General features: G+C 46.4%; 20 protein-coding genes. 16 read left to right on the top strand and 4 right to left on the bottom strand.

What is annotated here, in order from left to right; translation table 11 throughout:
* Nucleotides 1–27: 27 nt before the first annotated feature.
* The 4 genes from FSB75_RS11405 to FSB75_RS11390 all read left to right on the top strand — a co-directional run bounded on the left by FSB75_RS11405 (nt 28) and on the right by FSB75_RS11390 (nt 5,325).
* Nucleotides 28–1,044, top strand: coding sequence for a glycosyltransferase (locus FSB75_RS11405; protein WP_146787253.1), 1,017 nt, complete (start codon nt 28–30; stop codon nt 1,042–1,044).
* A gap of 2 nt (nt 1,045–1,046) precedes the next feature.
* Nucleotides 1,047–2,951, top strand: a complete 1,905-nt coding sequence (asnB, locus tag FSB75_RS11400) for an asparagine synthase (glutamine-hydrolyzing) (protein ID WP_146787250.1) — start codon at nt 1,047–1,049, stop codon at nt 2,949–2,951.
* Nucleotides 2,939–4,156 (top strand): glycosyltransferase, encoded by a 1,218-nt coding sequence (locus FSB75_RS11395; RefSeq protein ID WP_146787247.1) that lies wholly within the window; start codon nt 2,939–2,941, stop codon nt 4,154–4,156. Before asnB ends, FSB75_RS11395 begins: the two co-directional genes overlap by 13 nt.
* 80 nt (nt 4,157–4,236) lie before the next feature.
* Nucleotides 4,237–5,325, top strand: coding sequence for a glycosyltransferase family protein (locus FSB75_RS11390; protein WP_146787244.1), 1,089 nt, complete (start codon nt 4,237–4,239; stop codon nt 5,323–5,325).
* A gap of 20 nt (nt 5,326–5,345) precedes the next feature.
* On the opposite strand, the gene FSB75_RS11385 is transcribed toward FSB75_RS11390, so the two are convergent.
* Nucleotides 5,346–6,716, bottom strand: coding sequence for a hypothetical protein (locus FSB75_RS11385; RefSeq protein ID WP_146787241.1), 1,371 nt, complete (start codon nt 6,714–6,716; stop codon nt 5,346–5,348).
* 150 nt (nt 6,717–6,866) lie between these two features.
* On the opposite strand from FSB75_RS11385, the gene FSB75_RS11380 reads away from it, so the two are divergent.
* A complete protein-coding gene (locus FSB75_RS11380) occupies nt 6,867–8,081 on the top strand; it encodes a glycosyltransferase (protein ID WP_146787238.1) in 1,215 nt (404 codons plus the stop codon).
* A gap of 33 nt (nt 8,082–8,114) precedes the next feature.
* Nucleotides 8,115–9,149 carry an NAD-dependent epimerase/dehydratase family protein gene (locus tag FSB75_RS11375; RefSeq protein WP_146787235.1) on the top strand — a complete coding sequence of 345 codons (1,035 nt, stop codon included), beginning with the start codon at nt 8,115–8,117 and terminating at the stop codon, nt 9,147–9,149.
* Between the two features lie 74 nt (nt 9,150–9,223).
* On the opposite strand, the gene glf is transcribed toward FSB75_RS11375, so the two are convergent.
* Nucleotides 9,224–10,381, bottom strand: a complete 1,158-nt coding sequence (gene glf, locus FSB75_RS11370) for a UDP-galactopyranose mutase (protein ID WP_146787232.1) — start codon at nt 10,379–10,381, stop codon at nt 9,224–9,226.
* Between the two features lie 214 nt (nt 10,382–10,595).
* On the opposite strand from glf, the gene FSB75_RS11365 reads away from it, so the two are divergent.
* The 10 genes from FSB75_RS11365 (at nt 10,596) to lpxB (ending at nt 18,922) form a co-directional block, all read left to right on the top strand.
* Nucleotides 10,596–11,327, top strand: a complete 732-nt coding sequence (locus FSB75_RS11365) for a tyrosine-protein phosphatase (protein ID WP_146787229.1) — start codon at nt 10,596–10,598, stop codon at nt 11,325–11,327.
* A 36-nt stretch (nt 11,328–11,363) separates the two neighbouring features.
* On the top strand, nt 11,364–12,242 hold the full coding sequence (locus tag FSB75_RS11360) for a MerR family transcriptional regulator (RefSeq protein WP_146787226.1): 879 nt from the start codon (nt 11,364–11,366) through the stop codon (nt 12,240–12,242).
* 104 nt (nt 12,243–12,346) lie between these two features.
* Nucleotides 12,347–12,826: an RNA polymerase sigma factor gene (locus tag FSB75_RS11355; RefSeq protein ID WP_146787223.1), complete on the top strand. Its 480-nt coding sequence runs from the start codon at nt 12,347–12,349 to the stop codon at nt 12,824–12,826.
* Nucleotides 12,823–14,295, top strand: a complete 1,473-nt coding sequence (locus tag FSB75_RS11350; RefSeq protein ID WP_146787220.1) for a phytoene desaturase family protein — start codon at nt 12,823–12,825, stop codon at nt 14,293–14,295. Before FSB75_RS11355 ends, FSB75_RS11350 begins: the two co-directional genes overlap by 4 nt.
* A 7-nt stretch (nt 14,296–14,302) precedes the next feature.
* Nucleotides 14,303–15,145: a phytoene/squalene synthase family protein gene (locus FSB75_RS11345; RefSeq protein WP_146787217.1), complete on the top strand. Its 843-nt coding sequence runs from the start codon at nt 14,303–14,305 to the stop codon at nt 15,143–15,145.
* A 101-nt stretch (nt 15,146–15,246) separates the two neighbouring features.
* On the top strand, nt 15,247–15,780 hold the full coding sequence (idi, locus tag FSB75_RS11340) for an isopentenyl-diphosphate Delta-isomerase (protein WP_146787214.1): 534 nt from the start codon (nt 15,247–15,249) through the stop codon (nt 15,778–15,780).
* Between the two features lie 10 nt (nt 15,781–15,790).
* The gene (locus FSB75_RS11335) at nt 15,791–16,300 is read left to right on the top strand and encodes a sterol desaturase family protein (RefSeq protein WP_146787211.1); all 510 of its coding nucleotides are present in this window, start codon (nt 15,791–15,793) and stop codon (nt 16,298–16,300) included.
* A 157-nt stretch (nt 16,301–16,457) separates the two neighbouring features.
* Entirely contained in the window at nt 16,458–17,249 is a 792-nt protein-coding gene (gene surE / locus FSB75_RS11330; RefSeq protein WP_146787208.1) for a 5'/3'-nucleotidase SurE, read from the top strand.
* Nucleotides 17,212–17,526 (top strand): hypothetical protein, encoded by a 315-nt coding sequence (locus FSB75_RS11325; protein ID WP_146787203.1) that lies wholly within the window; start codon nt 17,212–17,214, stop codon nt 17,524–17,526. Before surE ends, FSB75_RS11325 begins: the two co-directional genes overlap by 38 nt.
* Before the next feature lie 178 nt (nt 17,527–17,704).
* Entirely contained in the window at nt 17,705–18,922 is a 1,218-nt protein-coding gene (gene lpxB / locus FSB75_RS11320; RefSeq protein ID WP_146787200.1) for a lipid-A-disaccharide synthase, read from the top strand.
* Here the strand turns inward: lpxB and FSB75_RS21820 are convergent.
* Both FSB75_RS21820 and FSB75_RS11315 read right to left on the bottom strand, forming a co-directional pair.
* Complete coding sequence (locus FSB75_RS21820) at nt 18,912–19,079, bottom strand: DUF6728 family protein (RefSeq protein ID WP_317130380.1); 168 nt, start codon at nt 19,077–19,079, stop codon at nt 18,912–18,914. The genes lpxB and FSB75_RS21820 overlap by 11 nt on opposite strands.
* Before the next feature lie 117 nt (nt 19,080–19,196).
* Entirely contained in the window at nt 19,197–19,391 is a 195-nt protein-coding gene (locus FSB75_RS11315) for a hypothetical protein (protein WP_146787197.1), read from the bottom strand.
* Nucleotides 19,392–19,518 lie beyond the last annotated feature (127 nt).

Genomic DNA, 19,518 nt, shown 5'->3' with positions numbered 1-19,518 from the left:
ATCACCTCCAAGAGTCTTCCGTTTACAATGACCGTTAGCGTTATCATTACCTGTTACAACCTCGAAAAATACATCGAGCCCGCTATCTTGTCGGTGTTGAACCAAACGAGGACACCCGATGAAATCATTGTGGTTGACGACTGCAGCACAGATGCTTCGGCCAACGTTATTCAAAAGTACAGCGACCGGCTTTGTTACCTAAGACTGCCGGAAAACTCCGGTGTTTTACAGGCAACGCTTGCGGGCATCAACAAGTCAACGGGTTCGGTTATCAGCTTCCTGGACGGCGATGATGTTTGGCTGCCGCAAAAGCTGGCCGAAGTCATGAGCGTTTTTGAAAAGGATGAAAAGGTGGTGTTGGTCTCGCACAATTACGAGATCATTGACAGCGATGGAAAACCAACGGGACAAACGGATTCAACGCAGAAAAATTTAGAACGCATAACAAAGGACAACCCCGATAAGGTCACCCTTTCCAACCGGGTGAAAGATTCCATTTTGGGTTACAAAGGAATATGGCTTGGAAGCGCTTATTGTTTCCGGCGTGCCGGCTTCGACGTAAAAGCATTCGAGGCCTTTCTTTCGTCTTTCACAATACCGGGCTTCAAACGGCTTTGTTACCAGGATCATCCCATGGCCCAGTTCATCGTGCTCACCAATCCGCCGGACTCCCTTGCATATTTGGTGAACAAGGTCTTGTTTCAATACCGGATATTTGGCTTGAACAGCAGCGGCGTTTCCAATACGCTTAACAGTGCGCTAAAGACCATAGAAAAGGGATCGGCGAACATGGCTGCTACCAGCGCACTGGTGGACCGGTATCCGCATCTGAAAGAGGCCCAGAACATACAGAAGTGGCGCAAAATGGAATTTGAATACCTTAAGGCGCTGTATACCAAAAACTACAAGAAAGCGGTTTCAACGTTTATGCAATTGAGCCTGAATTCGTGGGATTTCAACAGGAAGGTAAAAGAGTTTAAACGCCTGGGCGGCGTAATACTCTTAGGCCCCGAAAAATTTTTGGCCGTTAAAAGCAGATCGTAATTATGTGTGGTATTGCCGGATTTATTGACTTTAAAAAGCAAAGCACAGCGGAACACCTCAAAGGCATGTCCTCCTGTCTTCAGCACCGCGGCCCTGATGGGCAAGGCTCTTATTTTGCCGAAGGCCGGGAAGCCGCGATAGGCCTCGGTCACCGCCGGCTCTCGATCATTGATCTTAGCACGGCGGCCAATCAGCCCATGCACTTTGATGGCCTTCACGTGGTGTTTAACGGCGAGATTTACAATTATGCTGAAATACGCGACGAGTTGCAAAGACGCGGTCATGCGTTTTCTACGCATTCCGACACCGAGGTCATTCTGCACGCATGGCGCGAATGGGGCGGTGATGCCGTTCATCGTTGGCACGGCATGTTTGCCATTGCGCTTTACGATGAAAAGAAAAACGAGGCCGTGTTCATTCGTGACCGGGCCGGTGTAAAGCCCCTCAACTATTACTGGAAAGAGGGTCTCTTCCTGTTTGGCTCTGAACTAAAAACCCTGGTTGCACACCCGGCTTTCAAAAAGGAAATTAATCCCGGCGCAGTAGCATCGTTTCTTCAATACGGTTATGTGTCGCATCCCCATTGCATTTACCGCGACACCTACAAACTAAAACCGGGTTACTTGCTCCGTATAAACCTGGCAACGCAGCAAATTGCCGAAGAGCAATATTGGAACGTTTACGATTATTATAACAAGCCCAAACTCCGGATTGAATTACCCGAAGCCATTGCCGAAACAGAACGCAAACTGGTTAAAGCTTTTCAGTACCGCACTGTGGCTGATGTGCCCGTTGGTGTTTTTTTGAGCGGTGGTTACGACAGTACCTGTGTGACGGCCTTGCTGCAAAAGAACAGCAGCGAAAAACTCAAGACCTTCACCATCGGCACTACCGATGAAAAGCTGAACGAAGCTCCTTTTGCCAAGCAAATTGCGCAACACCTGGGTACGGAGCACACCGAGTATTATTGCACGCCAAAGGAAGCCCTGGAAATCATTCCCGACCTACCGCATTTTTACGACGAACCTTTTGCCGACAGCAGTGCCATTCCAACGATACTGGTAAGCCGGCTGGCCCGAAAGAAAGTTACGGTAGCGCTTTCGGCCGATGCGGGCGACGAGATTTTTGCCGGCTATAACCGTTACGATTACATTTCGCGGTACGGGAAAAAATTAAGTTCCATTCCAAAGCCCGTCCGCAAGATGGCCGTTGCCGCAATGGCCTCTGTTTCCTCGGAAAAAATTCCTTACCTGCGCAACAAGCAGAATTTTCACAGCCGTTACGACAAGCTGAAAAATTTATTGAACGACCCTTCGCCTTCGGAACTTTTGAAAAACCTGAGCCAGGTATTTACCGGCCCGGAGATCAAAGCTTTGTTTGCACAGCCCGTAAAGGAATTGTCCACGGCGCACACAAGCACCGAACTGAAAGCCGGCTATAGTGATCCGTTTTCGTACATGATGGCGATTGATTATCAAACTTACATGGTGGATGATATTTTGCAGAAAGTGGACAGGGCCACGATGTCGGTAAGCCTGGAAGGACGTGAGCCCTTCCTCGACCAGGACATTATTGAATGGGCAGCGCAACTTCCTTCGGAATACAAATACCGTAACGGACAAAAAAAATACATCCTCAAAGAAATCGTGCACAAATACGTTCCCAAAGAAATTATGGAAAGGCCGAAAATGGGCTTTGGCATCCCGGTTGAAACCTGGCTGACCAACGAGTTAAGGCCACTGGTTGAGGAATACCTGAGTGAACACAGCCTTCAGCAGCACGGGCTGTTTAACGTTTCGGCCGTACAAAAAACCGTGGCTGATTTTTTCAACGGCCGCAAGGAAAAGCACCTGAAGGTTTGGTATCTGTTGATGTTTCAAATGTGGTACAAGCAATGGATGGCGTAAGAAAAATTTTGTACATCAGTTACGACGGACTGACCGATCCGTTGGGTCAATCGCAGATACTGGCTTATCTTAAACGGTTGGCCTCTTTAAACAACCGGATCGTTATTGTTTCGTTCGAAAAACCCGGGCTTTTTGAACAAGGCAAAGACGCCATTCAAAAGATCATAACCGAGCACGGTTTAACCTGGATTCCGTTGCCGTACACAAAGAATCCTCCTGTTTTATCAACGCTGGCCGATGTATACAAATGCTACAATTTGTGTCGTCGCCTGCACCACCAATACCGGTTTCACATCGTTCACTGCCGCGGTTACATTGCGGCCATTGTCGGGCAAAAGATGCAAAAACGCTTTGGGCTGAAATTCATCTTCGACATGCGGGGTTGGTGGCCCGATGAAAAATTAGAATCGGGTTTTTGGAACAAGCCTGTTTACAAACCGGTTTATCGGTATTTCAAACAATTAGAAAAACGTTTCTTCCATGCCTGCAACTACGCCGTAAGCCTGACTTACAAAGGAAAGGAAACCATCGTTGGCACAGGCTTGGCCAACGAAGACAAAGTTGGGGTAATACCCACTTGCGTGGATTTTGAAATTTTTAAAGAGCGAACTGATGCAGGTACGAAAGAACTGCGGGCCAAACTTGGCGTTAAGCCCGGTGAAAAAGTGTTTGTTTACAGCGGTTCGCTGGGAGGGAACTACGACCCGGAGATCCTGATAAAAGTTTTTAAAGCCTATCAGAATATACATGCGGCTGCCTACCTGCTCATTTTATCAAAAGACAAAATTGATGAATCGTTGCAAAGCCGCTTTAGCGATGCCGGTATAAATCGCATAGCCATCTACAATGCCCCTTTCACGGAAGTAACAAACTATTTGCGTGCCGGTGACGTGGGCTTTATCTATTACAAAATGTCCTTTTCAACCATCGGACGCAGTCCCACAAAAATGGGTGAATATTGGGCTTCCGGCCTTCCTGTTGTCGCCTTAAAAGGCATTGGCGATCTGGATTACATCCTTGACAAATATCCCGGTGGCGGCGTGTTGTTAAGCGAAGAAAAAAAAGAATGGGAAAAGGAAATCCGGGCGATGAATCCCAACGGTTTGGCTCCCCTGCGACAGTATGCTTTGGAATATTTTCACGTTGAGAAGGGCGTGGCATTCTACCAAAACGTTTATGAGCAGCTTTCCGGGCGGACAACCTGAGCAGGTAGTTGGATGAACCACTAATCACCCTTTTGATTGCTTTCATTTAAGAAGCAACGCATTTTTTTCGATACCCTTGCATGACGAATTCAAAGCGAGTTTTATTTGTTCTTCCTTATCCGCTCGGCCGGGCTCCCTCACAGCGCTTCCGCGTGGAAGCTTATTTCCCTTTGTTAAGACAAGCGGGTTACCCCTTTTCTATTCATACGTTTTTTGACGACGCTGCGTGGAATGTCCTGTATCGCAAAGGCGCTGCGCTGCAAAAAGCATGGGCACTAATAAAAGGTTTTTCACGGCGCTTTTTCATGTTGTTTTTTCTTGTGCCCAAGCATGAATTCATCTTTATTCACCGCGAAGCAGCGCCGTTAGGACCACCCTTGCTTGAGTGGATCATTGCCCGGCTGTTTAGAAAAAAAATTATTTACGATTTTGACGATGCGATTTGGATACCCAATACAACTGCTGTTAACGGAGTTGCGGCTTCGCTGAAGTGTTTTTGGAAGGTTAAGCGGATTTGCGAGTGGGCCTCCAACGTTTCTGCCGGTAATGATTTTCTGGCCGCTTATGCCAAACAGTTCAACGCAGCTGTTCTTGTTAATCCAACCTGTGTGGACATGGAGGGGCGGTATAATCAAACCAAAGATCAGGGCACAAGTCAGGTAACAATAGGCTGGACCGGTTCGCATTCAACCTTGAAATATCTGGACACCGTCTATCCCGTTCTGGAGGATTTGTCTTCCGCATTTAACTTTCGTTTCCTTGTCATTTGCGACAAAGCGCCGTCTGTTCTGCTTCCGTTTATGGAGTTCAGAAAATGGAACGAAAGCACGGAAATAGAAGACCTGCTTGAAATAAACATCGGTATTATGCCGCTGGAGCACGACGCCTGGAGCGAAGGGAAGTGCGGGTTTAAAATCATCCAATATCTTTCTTTAGCAATACCGGCGGTGGCCAGTCCCGTGGGCGTTAATCAATCAATTGTTGACAACAAAGTCAGCGGCTGGTTGTGCACCTCTGGCAATGAATGGAAGACGGCTTTAACCACGCTAATGACAGACGGTTTGTTGCGGAAAAAGATGGGAATGGCGGGACAGCGGAAAATGTTGAAGCACTATAGTCTTCAGTCTAACCGGGAAAATTTCCTTGCTTTATTCCAAGGCTGGTCATAATAAACGAAAACCAATTCTGTTTAAACTACGTGTTGTGCGACAAGCGTAACACTGGCTCCCTTCGTTTTCTTTTCGGGGTCTTCTTTACCCAGCATAACCGCAAGAAAGGCAGCGTAAAAAGGCAGGCAGGGAATTTTATAGCGGGACAAGGCGCCAAAGTTACCTGACGATGCGCCTACGGCAAATGAAAACACGAGTGAGAACACGAGGCAAAAAAGAACGTTAGGGTCTCGTATCACCGTTCGTAAAGGCTTGGCTTTCCGGTCGAGGAATACGCGAAGCGTCAGGTAAAGAAAGGCCAATGCTTCGATGGCTGACAGGGCCACAATGAGTTTCCTTGCCTCCCAAAGGTAGGGCCTGAACAAAGTCACTACTACGGCTTGGGGAAACAAGGCAAGTGTACTTCCCAGCGAACCGTCAATTTGCCCGATATTGTAAACAGAACCCTCGTCACCGGCTGCGTAATTTGTCCAACTTCTTGTGGTTTCTGCAGTTGTTAACAGTTGTTCTAAAGAGTATTTCTTTAGTTCATCGGCAAATTGTTGCATAAAGAAGGCCGTGCCGCCCATCGTTGCCAGAATGAGAATACCGTTTACAGCCCAGCGAACGGACGCCGCCTTGATTTTTTTTGAATAGGTCAGTAAAAGCCATAAGGCCAATGCCGGCAAATACGCAAGGAGGATGTATAGCTTGATTACCGCAATGAGGTAAAAGCTCAGTACGATTAATACAGAATTCCTGACCGAAAAATCACGGTTCACAAATAATCGGAAAGTGGCGTACGTCATCCAGCCCAGTCCAAACATGCAGATCGTATCCTTGAAAATACCCGAGCCCCAAACAACAGTGCTGGGGATAAATAGAAAAGTAAGTGCCAATGCATGCTTTAAGCGTGGGTAAAGTTGTACGAAGGTTCGGTACATGGCCCAGATACCGCTAAACGAGACGAACGCGAAAATTAACGCTGTGGGCAGGTAGGTCGTACCCGTGAACAACGAAAAGATTGCTGTAATGACGGCTACTGTATATTCCGAAGGCGCATCATACCAATAAAGTTGAGAAGAATAGGGATAAACTTCAGGGTTTTGTATGGGTGACGCATGGGTGATTAACTTAAACCAGGTGCTCCATGAGTCGGACAAGGAGGAATTAATAATGCGTGCATGGTTAAAGTAATTGAACGTATCGCCTCCGTTGTAATAAAAATGGTAAACCAACCCAATAAAAATTGCTCCTCCCAATTTTGCGTAAAAGCCTGCCAGGTAATACTGACGCAGCGGATGGCCGATCGGGTAATTCCGGTTCCGAATGCGCCGGGCAAGTAAAACTAAAACGAGCAGATAAAACGGAGTTAATACCCAATCCCAAACTGTAAGGTTCTGTACTTCCACAAACGCGTATTCTTAGGGCAGCGAAAATAGGATATTAATTTTCGGTTTACTTTTAAAATACAGTTTTTGCCCTACGGAATTGCAAAGCTGGTATAATTTCTATTTTCTTAAGCGCATCCATCTTTTGCCTTATTTTCGTGCAGTTTTTTTATGCCAAAAGTCCTGAGGATATTAAATCGTTTGATTGTTGGAGGGCCGGTACTGAACGCAACCTATTTGACCAAATACCTTTCGCCTGAATTCGAAACCTTGCTCGTTGTCGGCGAGAAAGAGTCCCATGAAAAAAGCGCGGATTACCTGGCCGGCCAATTGGGGATTGATTACATTACCATTCCGCAAATGGGCCGTTCCATAAACCCTGTCAACGATTTTCAGGCTTTTAAGGAATTAAAACGTATAATCAAGGAATTTAAACCCGACGTTGTTCACACACACGCTGCCAAACCTGGAGCTTTGGGTCGTCTCGCAGCGTCGGTTTGCGGTGTCCCGGCTATCGTCCATACATACCATGGTCACGTTTTTCATTCTTATTTTAACAGCGTTAAGTCAAGTTTTTATATCAATGCGGAGCGCTTCTTGGCCCGCCGCTCAAGCGCAATCGTGGCCATTAGCGAAGCACAACGGAAAGAACTGACAGAAGAGTTCCGGATTGCGCCTCCCGAAAAATTCCGCGTCATACAACTCGGTCTCGATCTTGATAAATTTTGCGAAGACCAGCCGTTCAAAAGAAAAAAGTTCCGGGAAGAGTTTGGCTTGCAGGACGATGAAATTGCCGTTGGCATTATCGGCCGGCTTGTTCCGGTAAAAAACCACGAACTCTTTTTAACGGCCGTTGCGTACGTGGTGAAAAACACTACAAAAAAGATCAAGGCTTTTGTTGTTGGTGACGGTGAAACCCGTGCAGACTTGGAAAACAAAGCCCGTGCTTTGGGCCTGTCGTTTACCACGCACCGCGACACCGCGCATCTGCACCCGCTTATTTTTACTTCCTGGCGCAGCGACGTGGATTTTGTGAACGCCGGGCTTGATATCGTTACGCTTACCTCCCTGAACGAAGGCACGCCGGTAAGTCTGATCGAAGCGCAGGCAGCCAACAAGCCGATTGTGAGCACAAGGGTTGGCGGTATTGCCGACATTGTTTCAGAAGGCGAAACAGCTCTGCTGGCCGACGTGTCCGATAGCGAAACGTTTTGCTCGCATCTGTTGAACCTGGTAAACAACGAAGCGATAAGGCAGAAGCTGGGTAACAACAACGCCAACTATGTGCTGAAGCGGTTCAGTTACCAGCGGTTGGTAAAAGATACTTCCGATCTCTACTACGAATTATTACACAAAAAAGTGACGGCGAACGCTGTTCTGCGTTAAGCCTTTCTTCATCCATTTGGCAAATAAGACTGCATGAACAAAAAACGAATCCTCATTACCGGGACGGCCGGGTTTATTGGTTTTAGCCTGACAGAAAAATTAGCCAAAGCCGGAACCTATGAAATAACCGGTCTTGACAACATCAACGATTATTACAGTCCCGAATTAAAATACGCAAGGCTGGCGCAACTAGGCTTTGATGCTGGTGAAGCAAAAATCGGATCACTTGTCAAAAGCATTCGTTACGATAATCTTCAATTCATTCGACTTGACCTGCAAAACCTTGATGCCATGCAGGTCCTGTTTGCTTCGCAGCGGTTTGATATTGTGGTACACCTGGCTGCGCAAGCGGGTGTGCGTTACAGCATGGCGAATCCTCACGCCTACATTGCCAGCAATGTGAGCGGTTTTGTCAACCTGTTGGAGTGTTGCAAGTTAAACCGTGTGAAGCACCTCATCTTTGCCAGCAGCTCCAGTGTTTATGGCGACGATGCTTCTACGCCTTACCGCGAAACACAGCGCACCGATCATCCTGTTTCGCTTTATGCTGCTACAAAGAAGAGCAACGAATTAATGGCTTATACATATCATCACTTGTATAACCTACCCACAACCGGCTTACGCTTTTTTACCGTTTACGGACCGTGGGGGCGGCCTGATATGGCGCCCATGCTTTTTGCCAGCGCTATACAGGAAGGAAGGCCGATAAAAGTGTTCAATCACGGAAAGCTGAAACGCGATTTTACCTACGTTGATGATATTGTTGACGGCATTGAAAGGGTTATGCAACTTCTGCCGGAGGAATACAAAATTTACAACATCGGCAATAGCAAGCCAGTTGACCTGATGGAATTCATTGAACTCATGGAAAAAGGTTTGGGCAAGGAAGCCAAAAAAGAGCTCTTGCCCATGCAGCCTGGCGACGTGCATGAAACCTATGCCGATACAACCTTGCTTTCGGCCGATACAGGTTACAAGTCCAATACACCGCTGGAAAAGGGCATCGAAAAATTTTTGGCCTGGTACCTTGAATACTACAATCTTCCCAAGCCGACGAACGCGGGATAATTCTTACGAACGTCAAACAAAAAAGCCACCTTGCAAACGCGGGTGGCTTTTTTGTTTCGGTACGTTTATAAAACTTACTGTGCTTCTTCGTTTGGAAATACCGGCGGCGTAGTGCCTTGTGTTTCGCTTTGGACGAACTGCTTTGCGTAGTCAAGGGCTTCGCCAACGACGTGGTGCATGTCCATGTAACGATAGGTGGCCAATCTTCCCAAAAAGCTTACACTTTTTAACGCTTCAGCTTCTTTGCGGTATTGCAACAGTTTCGCTTTGTCGTCGGCCAGGCGTTTTGGATAATACGGAATGTCTTCCTCGCCTGTCTCTTTGCTGTATTCTTTAAAATAAACGGTTTTGTCGTGTTGCTCCCAGGGCGTGAAATGTTTGTGCTCGTGCACACGGGTGTAAGGCACGTCTTCGTTGCTGTAATTGATTACCGCATTGCCCTGGTAATCGCCTTCGTCCACGCCGCGTTCAAAATAAACGGTGCGGTACGCAAGCCTTCCGTGTTTGTAGTTGAAATACTGGTCAAGCGGACCGGTAAAAAACACGTGGTCGTATCCCGATACGTCTTGCGAAGCGTCAAACTTTGCGTTCAGCTTTACGGTGATGGACGGGTGATTCAACAGCTTTTCAAACATGAGCGTATAACCGTCGCGGGGAATGCCCTGGTAAGCGGTGTGGTAATAATTATCGTTGTAGTTAAACCGTACCGGCAAGCGCTTTAAAATGGCAGCCGGAAGCTCGGTGGGTTCGCAGCCCCATTGCTTTTTTGTATAACCGTAAAAAAAAGCTTTGTATAAATCTTTGCCGATGAATTTCATGGCCTGCTCTTCAAAATTCTGCGGGTCTTCAATGGAATTGTCGGCAATGGATACAATAAAATCTTTGGCTTCTTTGGGCGAAAATGTTTTGCCAAAAAACTGGTTGATGGTGTGCAGGTTAATGGGCAGTGAATAAACCTGGCCGTTGTACAATGCTTTCACCCGGTTTGTGTAAGGCACCAATTCAATGAAGCGGTTTACGTAATCCCAGATGTCTTTGCGGTCGGTGTTAAAAATGTGTGGTCCGTAAGTATGCACCATCACGCCGGTTTCTTTGTCGCGTTCTGTGTAACAATTTCCACCGATGTGTTCCCGCTCGTCCAAAACATCAACGGTGCAGTGGAGGTTGTTTGCTAATTCATTGGCCAATACGGCGCCGGAAAAACCTGCGCCGACAATCAAAAATTTCTTCATGGTAACTCTGCGGTTTTTAAAGGAACGCTTCTTTGTTTTTTATCCCTTAGTTTATAAAAATGAGGCCAAGGCCGGCTGGTTCATTTAATTATTCGTCGTTTGAATTTCTTGCAACCGATATGAACTCGCGAATTTATTCCTAATTGTCATTCTTATTTTCGATTGTTCAAGTGACAAAATCGGAAGTATATTCGGGCGCATTGAAAATAAAGCCATGTTGTTTTTTGGAAAAAAATCTGCTGACCTTGACTTAAGCTGGCTTCATGCCGATATGCACTCGCACCTTATTCCCGGCATTGACGACGGTGCGCCTGATATGGCCGCTTCGCTTGAACTGATTAAAGGCCTTCAGAAACTTGGCTATAAAAAACTCGTCACCACACCGCACATTCTTTGGGAAGTTTATCCCAACACGGCAGACATCATTGCAAAAGGCTTGGAAGGACTGAAAGGAGCAATGGCCGAAGAAGGCATCAGCATGGAATTGCAGGCCGCTGCTGAGTATTTTATTGACGAGTATTTTGAAGAGAACCTGAAGGCCAAGGAGCCGCTGCTTCCCATCAGCGGCAACAAAGTGCTGGTCGAATTTTCAATGATCACCGCGCCGATGGACTTGCAGCAAGTACTTTTTCAACTACAAATACAAGGCTATATACCTGTCATTGCTCACCCCGAACGATACATTTATTTAGCACAGCGCAAACAGACGTTTGATGAACTAAAAGAAGCCGGTTGCCTGTTTCAACTGAACCTTCTTTCCCTTACCGGCTACTACGGCAAATCGGTGCAGGAACTGGCCGAATATCTTTGCAAAAAGAATTACTACAGCCTTGCCGGCACCGACCTTCACAATCCGCGGCACCTTGCGGCCTTGCAAAAACTTTCATCGAGCGCCACATTTAGCCGGCTAAAAGAAAGCGGTCTTTTGCTTAACTCCACACTGTAAAATCAACCAAAGCTTTTTTTGTTTGTCAATAAGGTGATGAGCTTTACGATCAAAGAACTCGAATCACTTTCCGGCATCAAGGCACACACCATTCGCATTTGGGAGCAGCGTTATCATTTTTTGCGGCCTTCGCGTACGTCCACTAACATTCGGCGCTACAACAACGAGGAACTGAAAACACTTCTCACCGTTGCGTTGCTGAATAAATACGGCTATAAAATTTCCCGCATTGATGAAATGGTTCCTGAGCAACGCACAGAAGCGGTATTGGGCCTGAATCAGCCCGACGCGAAAGATGAATTCATCGTGAACGAGCTTATTGGCTGCACCGTTGATTTAAAAAGTCACGAACTTGAACACCTGCTGACCAAAGAAATACAAAGGCAAGGCATCGAAAAAACCATTTCGGGGGTGGTGTTTCGTTTCTTGGAACGAGTGGGTATTCTTTGGCAAACCAATCGCCTGCGCCCCGTGCAGGAACATTTGGTGTCGGCCATCATCCGGCAAAAAATCATCTTTGCTATTGGCGGCCTTCCACTCCCACAGAACAACGCACCGCTTTTTATTTTGTTCCTGCCCGAAGGCGAACATCACGAGATTGGCCTCTTGTATGTTTACTATCTTCTTCGCAAAAAAAGCCTGCCGGTTATTTACCTGGGAGCCAACGTGCCGCTAAAAGACATGGATTATATTATGCAGGCAAAAAGGCCGCAGTACGTGTACTCGCATCTTACATCTTTTCCCGGCCACTCTAAATTTCAACGCTTTCTGCAGCACCTGAGCGCAAACGCCACCGGCTGCACCGTTCTTCTCTCGGGCTTTGTGGCCCAACTGGTAAAACGAAGCCCTCTTGCTAACGTGGCCATGCTTCAATCCCTCGATGCCGTTCAAACGTATATCCAGGCAATAAGCTAATTCCGGCAAGTATTTTGTTTAAGATGTTTGAATAATTTTTTAAACAAAGTTGTTTTTGGTTTGAAAATCTTGTTTAGCTTTGAGGCAGAAAATTTTAAACAAAAATGGGGACGCACGAATTCAACAGCATGGTTTTGCGCCATGCCGATGGCTTAAAACCATTTGCCATTACCTTAACCAAAGACTACGAATCGGCGAAAGACCTGTGCCAGGAAACGCTTTGCAAGGCCTTTACTTACCGCGAAAAATACGAGCCGGATACGAACATTAAGGCTTGGTTGTTTACCATTATGCGCAACATCTTCATTAACGAATACCGCCGCAAGGCCCGCAAGAAAGCAGTAATGGAAGTGGTCAGGCAATCTGTTTCGCCTTACGGTTTGTCGTCTGAGTCGCTGCTTCGGCTAAAAGAAATAAACGGGGCCGTTCACGATATGCCGGTCATTTTTAAAAAGGCCTGCACCCTTTACCTGCACGGTTACAAGTATCACGAAATTGCTTATGCGCTGAACGAGCCGCTGGGCACGATTAAAAGCCGCATTCATTTTGCCAAAAAACTTTTACAAAAACAAATTGAGCGGTGAGCAAATCGGTTGTCATTATAGGCGCGGGCTTTGCCGGACTTTCGTCGGCCGCTTTTATGGCAAAAGCAGGATGGAAGGTAACGGTAGTGGAGAAAAATTCTTCCGCCGGGGGCCGTGCGCAACAACTGAAAGCAGCAGGCTTTACCTACGACATGGGCCCGAGTTGGTATTGGATGCCCGATGTGTTTGAACGCTTCTTTGCGCAATTCGGTAAAAGCGTTGCGGATTATTATTCGCTCCTTCGTCTCAGTCCTTCGTACCGTGTTTATTGGAACGATGGCCATACCGACATTCCCGCTGATTATGGAGAATTCAAAAACGTTTTTGAATCGTTTGAAAAAGGCGCTGGAGAGAAGCTGGACAAATACCTAAAAGAAGCTTCGCTTAAATACAAAATCGGCATGCAGGACCTGGTGTACAAACCCGGTCAATCGCTCACGGAATTTTTGGATTGGAACGTCATAAAAAACGTGTTCAGGCTGGATGTGTTTACTTCGATTCAGTCGCATGTGGCAAAACATTTTCAGCATCCGCGCTTGCGGCAGTTGATGGAGTTCCCCATTTTGTTTTTGGGTGCCTTGCCGCAAAACACGCCGGCGCTTTACAGCCTGATGAATTATGCCGACATTGTTGGCGGCACCTGGTATCCTGAAGCCGGCATGTTCAGTATTGTAAAAGCAATGCAGGAATTGGCCGAGGAACTGGGCGTTGAATTCAGGTTCAACGAAGCCGCGCAGGAAATAATTATTGAGAACGGCAAGGCAAAAAGGCTGATAACTGATAAGGCCATTTACGAAGCCGATGCCGTTATCAGCGGTGCCGATTATCAATTCACCGAATCGCATTTGTTGCCGCAACAATGGCGCACGTACAACGATGATTACTGGAATAAAAAAGTGCTGGCGCCGTCCTGCCTTTTGTATTACGTTGGGTTAAACAAAAAGCTGCAAAATGTTTTACATCATTCGCTGTTTTTTGATGTTCCGTTCGATCAACACGCCGGTGAAATTTATGCAAAACCGCAATGGCCAAAAGAACCTTTGTTTTATTTGAGTGTTTCTTCTAAAACCGATGACAGCGTTGCACCGGAAGGTTGCGAAAACCTGGTGTTGTTAATACCCGTTGCATCGGGCTTGAAAGACGATACGGAAGAATTGCGGGAACAATATTTTCAACGGATTATTCAGCGGTTGGAAAAGCACACCGGGCAATCCATTGCCGATGCCGTTGTTTTCAAAAAAGCTTTTTCGGTTTCGGATTTTGTAAGTGAGTATAATTCGTACAAAGGCAATGCTTACGGTCTTGCCAATACCCTTCGGCAAACAGCAATTTTCCGTCCTTCTTGCCGGAGCAAGAAAGTAAAAAATCTTTTTTATACCGGTCAGTTTACCGTGCCCGGTCCGGGTGTGCCGCCAAGTTTAATCAGCGGCGAAGTGGTGTCAAAAGAATTACTCAAGTTGTTCAATTAGCAGGTGTATGACGATTGATTTGTTCCATCGCGTTAGCGGCGAATGCAGCAGGCAAGTAACCCTGTGTTACAGCACATCTTTTTCATCGGCCATCAGGCTTTTGCACAAAGACTTGCGGCAACCGGTTTTTAATATTTACGGTTTTGTTCGTTTTGCCGATGAAATTGTGGACACGTTTCACCAACACGATAAACAAGATTTGTTGGAGCAATTTCAAAAGGAAACCTTCGATGCCATTGAGAGAGGCATCAGCTTAAATCCCATTCTAAACAGCTTTCAAAAAACGGTAAATCAATTCAGGATTGATCATGATCTGATTCGTGCTTTTTTCAACAGCATGGAAAGCGACCTAACGCAAAACCATTACGACCGTCAGGGCTATGACGAATACATTTATGGCTCTGCCGAAGTCGTGGGTTTGATGTGTCTTTTCGTTTTTTGTGAAGGCAACAAAGACTTATACGAAAGCCTGAAGGGCCCGGCAAAGGCTCTTGGAGCGGCCTTTCAGAAAGTCAATTTTTTGCGCGACATGCGGGCCGATTTTTTTGACCTGTCGCGCATGTATTTTCCCGGTTGTGACTTTCACAACTTCACCGAAAGTGATAAACAACGCATTCAGGAAGACATCGAGAAGGATTTTGAAATTGCCTACAAAGGCATTTTAAAACTGCCGCTCAAGGCAAGGTTTGGTGTGTATGTTGCGTACAAATATTACGGCTCGCTGTTCAGGAAAATAAAGCAAATTGAACCGCAACGTATTTTGCAGCAGCGGGTGCGCATTCCCAATTATCACAAAGCCTACATTGTTTTGCGGGCAAGTGTAAAAAACGGGTTGCGGCTGATAGAATGAAGTGAAACGTGAGACGATAAACGTGAAACCGTAAAGTCATTCAATCCGAAGTGAACGTTAATCTCACGTTTCACTTTCACGTCTCACAAAATATTTGAATCATGCAGGAACAGAAAGTCATACTGGTTTCGCCGCAGGACGATGAAATCGGTGTTATGGAAAAGATGGAAGCCCACCAAAAGGGTTTACTGCACCGGGCTTTTTCGGTTTTCATCTTCGACAAAAATGGACGCATGTTGTTGCAACAACGGGCTGCTGAAAAATACCACGGTGGACTGTTGTGGACGAATGCCTGTTGCAGTCATCCCTATCCCGGCGAAAGCGTAGAGGAAGCGGCGGCGCGGCGATTGAAGGAAGAACTTGGTTTCAATACGCCGCTAAAAGAAATCTTTGCCTTTACGTATAAAGCCGGCGTGGAAAACGGTTTGATTGAACACGAATACGATCATGTGTTTGTGGGCGAATTTGACGGAGAGATAAAGCCAAACAACAAAGAAGTAGCAGCGGTTGCTTACCATGAAATAGAAGACCTTGCGCTCATGCTGAAAGAACAACCTTCTTTGTTTACCGCATGGTTTAAACTTGCTTTTCCGCAGATTGAAAAATGGTGGAAGAAGAATTACGTAGCCGTTTAAATGAAAGAGAATGGAAGCCGTGTTTTATACAATTGTTTTGGCCGGAACCTTCATCGTAATGGAAGGCATCACGTGGCTTACCCACCGTTACGTGATGCACGGCTTTCTTTGGTACCTGCACCGCGACCATCACCAAAAAGAACCCGGCTTCTTTGAAAAGAACGACTGGTTCTTCGTCATTTTTGCCGTGCCCAGCATGTGTTTGATTGGCTTTGGCACGTATAACAATGTGTGGTGGATGCAGGCCATTGGCTTTGGTATCATGCTTTACGGCGCAGCGTATTTTTTGGTACACGACGTTATCATTCACCAACGCTTCAAATGGTTCAGCAAAAGCAAAAACACCTACGTTCGCGCCATTCGCTGGGCGCACAAAATGCACCACAAGCATTTGGATAAATACCGGGGCGAAAGCTTCGGCATGTTGCTGGTGCACAAAAAATATTGGAGCAAAGTGCGCAGAGACAAAGGCCTCATGGCTGCGCAAAAAGTTGACTACGCACCCGCTGCTTCTAAGTAACGCCAACCATTATTGATTGCGTTGGCAGTTGCCGGTTTGCAATTGGCAATAACCTCGAAAGGCGCTTCAACTTTTTTATTGCTAACTGCCAACTTTCTCTTTCTTGGTTTTCCCCATTTTCTGAAACACCTTTGCAGCGAAGCATAAAAAAAGAGTGATGGAAGAAAAGAAAGAACCGGTTATTTTGGTAACGAACGACGACGGCATCACCGCGCCGGGCATTCGCAACCTCGTGGAAGCGGTAAGAGGCTTGGGCAAGATTGTAGTAGTAGCGCCTGACAAGCCGCAATCCGGTATGGGACACGCCATCACCATCGGCATTCCGCTGCGCCTGCACAAAGTGAACGTGTTTGACGACATCGAGGCTTATCAATGCACCGGCACGCCGGTAGATTGCGTAAAGCTTGCAGTGGATAAGATCCTTCATCAAAAGCCCGACATCTGCATCAGTGGTATTAACCACGGCGCTAATCACAGCATCAACGTCATTTATTCCGGCACCATGTCGGCGGCGGTAGAAGCAGCCATCGAAAGCATTCCATCGGTTGGTTTTTCCTTGCTTGATTATGCGCTGGAAGCTGATTTTTCCGCCGCCCGCAAATACGCAAGAATCATTGTGGAGCAAATGCTCAAGAACCGGCCCGACAAGCATTGCGTGCTGAACGTAAACTTTCCCATTGCCACACCCGAAGAGATCAAAGGCGTAAAAATTTGCCGTCAGGCTTATGCCAAATACGAAGAAGACTTCGTTGAACGTTTTGATCCGCACAACCGCAAGTATTATTGGCTTACCGGCGAATTTGTGAATTTTGATGAGGGCACCGATACCGATGTGTGGGCACTGGCAAATAATTACGTGAGCGTAGTGCCGGTGCAGTTCGATTTAACTCACTATAAATTAAAAAAGCAACTTGAAAACGACTGGAACATTTTTTCTAAAGAAGGATAACCTGCAGCTTGGAATTGTGCTGGGGCTTGTGTTGCCGCTGGTTATTTTTCTGATCATCTACGGCGTTCGTTTCAACGATGCTTCGTTGCCGGACTTTGTAAAAACCTTTGCCACGCAAAAAAGCCTCATCACGTTTTTTGGCGTATGGTGCCTTGTGGCAAACATTGCTCTCTTTACGTATTACGTTAACACACAAAAAGACAAAACGGCCAAGGGAATTTTTGCCATGACGCTGCTTTACGGCATCGCCATTTTGCTGGCCAAGGTACTCATATAAACCCCTGTCTAAAGGGGAGACTTAGGTTGAAGAGACTTTACGAAAAAAAGACAGTCGTTCAGGGCTGTTTTTTTATGAGGCCAAAGGTTCACCTATCCATTGCGCTTTGCTTGCGTCGCACACTTGTGCGTTCTTACCGCTATGCGGCAACGCCTATCTTCGTGACTGAAGAAAAGAAATGATTGAAGAAAAAAAAGACAATCCAAACCTAAGTCTTCCCTTTAGGGGGAGAGGGGGAAAATATTACCTCATTGCCGGTGAAGCTTCGGGTGATTTGCACGGCAGCAATCTCATTAAAGAAATAAAAAAGCTTGACACGAATGCTGTCATTCGTTGCTGGGGCGGCGACTTGATGCAGGCCGCCGGAGCTACCGTAGTAAAGCATTACAAGGAGCTTGCATTCATGGGCTTCATCGAGGTCGTGAAGAACCTTCCCACGATTCTCAACAATCTCAAATTTTGCAAAGAAGACGTCCAATCTTTTTCGCCGGACGTGTTGGTGTTGATTGATTATCCTGGCTTTAATCTTCGCATTGCGGAATGGGCAAAAAGAGCCGGTTTTAAAGTCATTTATTACATCTCGCCGCAGGTATGGGCCTGGAAGGAAAGCCGCGTAAAAGACATCAAAAAATACGTGGACAAAATGCTCGTTATTCTTCCTTTCGAAAAAGAATTTTACAAAAAATGGGATTACAAAGTCGAATACATCGGTCACCCGTTGGTGCAAGTGATTGAAGAAGCAATTCACGAAAAAAAAGCTTCACCCTTGCGTTGTTTTTCTTCATCGGGAGACGAAAAAACGGTGGACGCTTCGTTCAAGAAAGAATTGATTGCTTTGTTACCCGGTAGCCGCCAACAAGAGATAGCCGTTAAATTGCCCTTGATGCTGGAAGCATCGAAAGCCTTTCCAAATTATCAGTTCATTGTGGCGCAGGCGCCGGCACAACCCACAGAATTTTATCAAAGACTACTTGCCAATTATCCCGGCGTGTTGATTGCAAAAAGCGGCCAAACTTATTCACTTTTGACAAAAGCCACGGCCGCATTGGTGACATCGGGAACGGCCACGCTGGAAACGGCTTTATTCGGCGTGCCGCAAGTGGTTTGCTACAAAGGCTCCAACATTTCTTACCAAATTGCAAAGCGATTGGTGAAGATCAAGTACATCTCGCTGGTGAACTTGATAATGGACAAGCCGGTGGTGAAAGAGTTAATACAAGCTGAATTGACGCCCCAAAACATCACAACAGAATTGAACGATATTTTACACAACCCGCAGCGCATTGCACAAATCAAAACCGATTACGCAGCGCTAAAAAATCTTTTGCGGAAAGAAGGCAATGCCTCGGCCCGTGCCGCACAGGAGATTGTGGGCTTTTTGCAGACTAATGCCTGAAAATGAGTTTCACGGCAAGAATAATCAGGCAAAGCAAAAACATCAGCAGGCTAATGCGGTTAATGCCGTGCATGTATTTAACAAACGTTGTCTTTGGCCGGTCGGGATCGGGTTTGCGCAGATATAAATATTCAGCTAATTGTTTCAGCACTCCCATTGGTTAAAGATAACGCGGGAAGAGCAAATTCAACGGGCAATCGGCAATGAGCAATTGGCAGGTTGCAAATTTTTTGTCTTTCGTTGCCGGTTGTTTATTGCTGATTGCTCATTGCTTTTACGGTGCCGGATTCCGCCGTACCTGATTTTGCGTGCGAACGCCGGCGCGGATGTTCAAGCTGTCAGGCGAAGCTTGCCGTGCATAAGAAGGCTTGCTGGCCCGCCGCTTGCTCTTGCGCAACTCATCCTTTCCTTCCGCCGGGTGAAGTACCGCGTCAAAATAGGTGAGAAAATTATGTAGATATCCAATCATTTTCGAATTGAGTTTAGGGTATTGAGACATTGTTTTTGGGGTCAGGTTTTTTCAAAAATTGTTAATACAGGATACGTTCCAAACATAGCAACTCAATCGAAAGATGTCAATACCGTTTTCGCTAAAA

Source organism: Flavisolibacter ginsenosidimutans, from assembly GCF_007970805.1.
Lineage (GTDB): Bacteria > Bacteroidota > Bacteroidia > Chitinophagales > Chitinophagaceae > Flavisolibacter > Flavisolibacter ginsenosidimutans.
This window is presented reverse-complemented; position numbering and strand designations above follow the sequence as displayed.

Coding starts and splice junctions, on each gene's coding strand:
- FSB75_RS11395 (WP_146787247.1), top strand. CDS start 2,939: ATGGATGGCGTAAGAAAAATTTTGTACATCAGTTACGACGGACTGACC.
- FSB75_RS11365 (WP_146787229.1), top strand. CDS start 10,596: ATGTTGTTTTTTGGAAAAAAATCTGCTGACCTTGACTTAAGCTGGCTT.
- idi (WP_146787214.1), top strand. CDS start 15,247: ATGCAGGAACAGAAAGTCATACTGGTTTCGCCGCAGGACGATGAAATC.
- asnB (WP_146787250.1), top strand. CDS start 1,047: ATGTGTGGTATTGCCGGATTTATTGACTTTAAAAAGCAAAGCACAGCG.
- FSB75_RS11335 (WP_146787211.1), top strand. CDS start 15,791: ATGGAAGCCGTGTTTTATACAATTGTTTTGGCCGGAACCTTCATCGTA.
- glf (WP_146787232.1), bottom strand. CDS start 10,381: ATGAAGAAATTTTTGATTGTCGGCGCAGGTTTTTCCGGCGCCGTATTG.
- FSB75_RS21820 (WP_317130380.1), bottom strand. CDS start 19,079: ATGGGAGTGCTGAAACAATTAGCTGAATATTTATATCTGCGCAAACCC.
- FSB75_RS11380 (WP_146787238.1), top strand. CDS start 6,867: ATGCCAAAAGTCCTGAGGATATTAAATCGTTTGATTGTTGGAGGGCCG.
- lpxB (WP_146787200.1), top strand. CDS start 17,705: ATGATTGAAGAAAAAAAAGACAATCCAAACCTAAGTCTTCCCTTTAGG.
- FSB75_RS11315 (WP_146787197.1), bottom strand. CDS start 19,391: ATGATTGGATATCTACATAATTTTCTCACCTATTTTGACGCGGTACTT.
- FSB75_RS11405 (WP_146787253.1), top strand. CDS start 28: ATGACCGTTAGCGTTATCATTACCTGTTACAACCTCGAAAAATACATC.
- FSB75_RS11360 (WP_146787226.1), top strand. CDS start 11,364: ATGAGCTTTACGATCAAAGAACTCGAATCACTTTCCGGCATCAAGGCA.
- FSB75_RS11375 (WP_146787235.1), top strand. CDS start 8,115: ATGAACAAAAAACGAATCCTCATTACCGGGACGGCCGGGTTTATTGGT.
- FSB75_RS11390 (WP_146787244.1), top strand. CDS start 4,237: ATGACGAATTCAAAGCGAGTTTTATTTGTTCTTCCTTATCCGCTCGGC.
- FSB75_RS11345 (WP_146787217.1), top strand. CDS start 14,303: ATGACGATTGATTTGTTCCATCGCGTTAGCGGCGAATGCAGCAGGCAA.
- surE (WP_146787208.1), top strand. CDS start 16,458: ATGGAAGAAAAGAAAGAACCGGTTATTTTGGTAACGAACGACGACGGC.
- FSB75_RS11355 (WP_146787223.1), top strand. CDS start 12,347: ATGGGGACGCACGAATTCAACAGCATGGTTTTGCGCCATGCCGATGGC.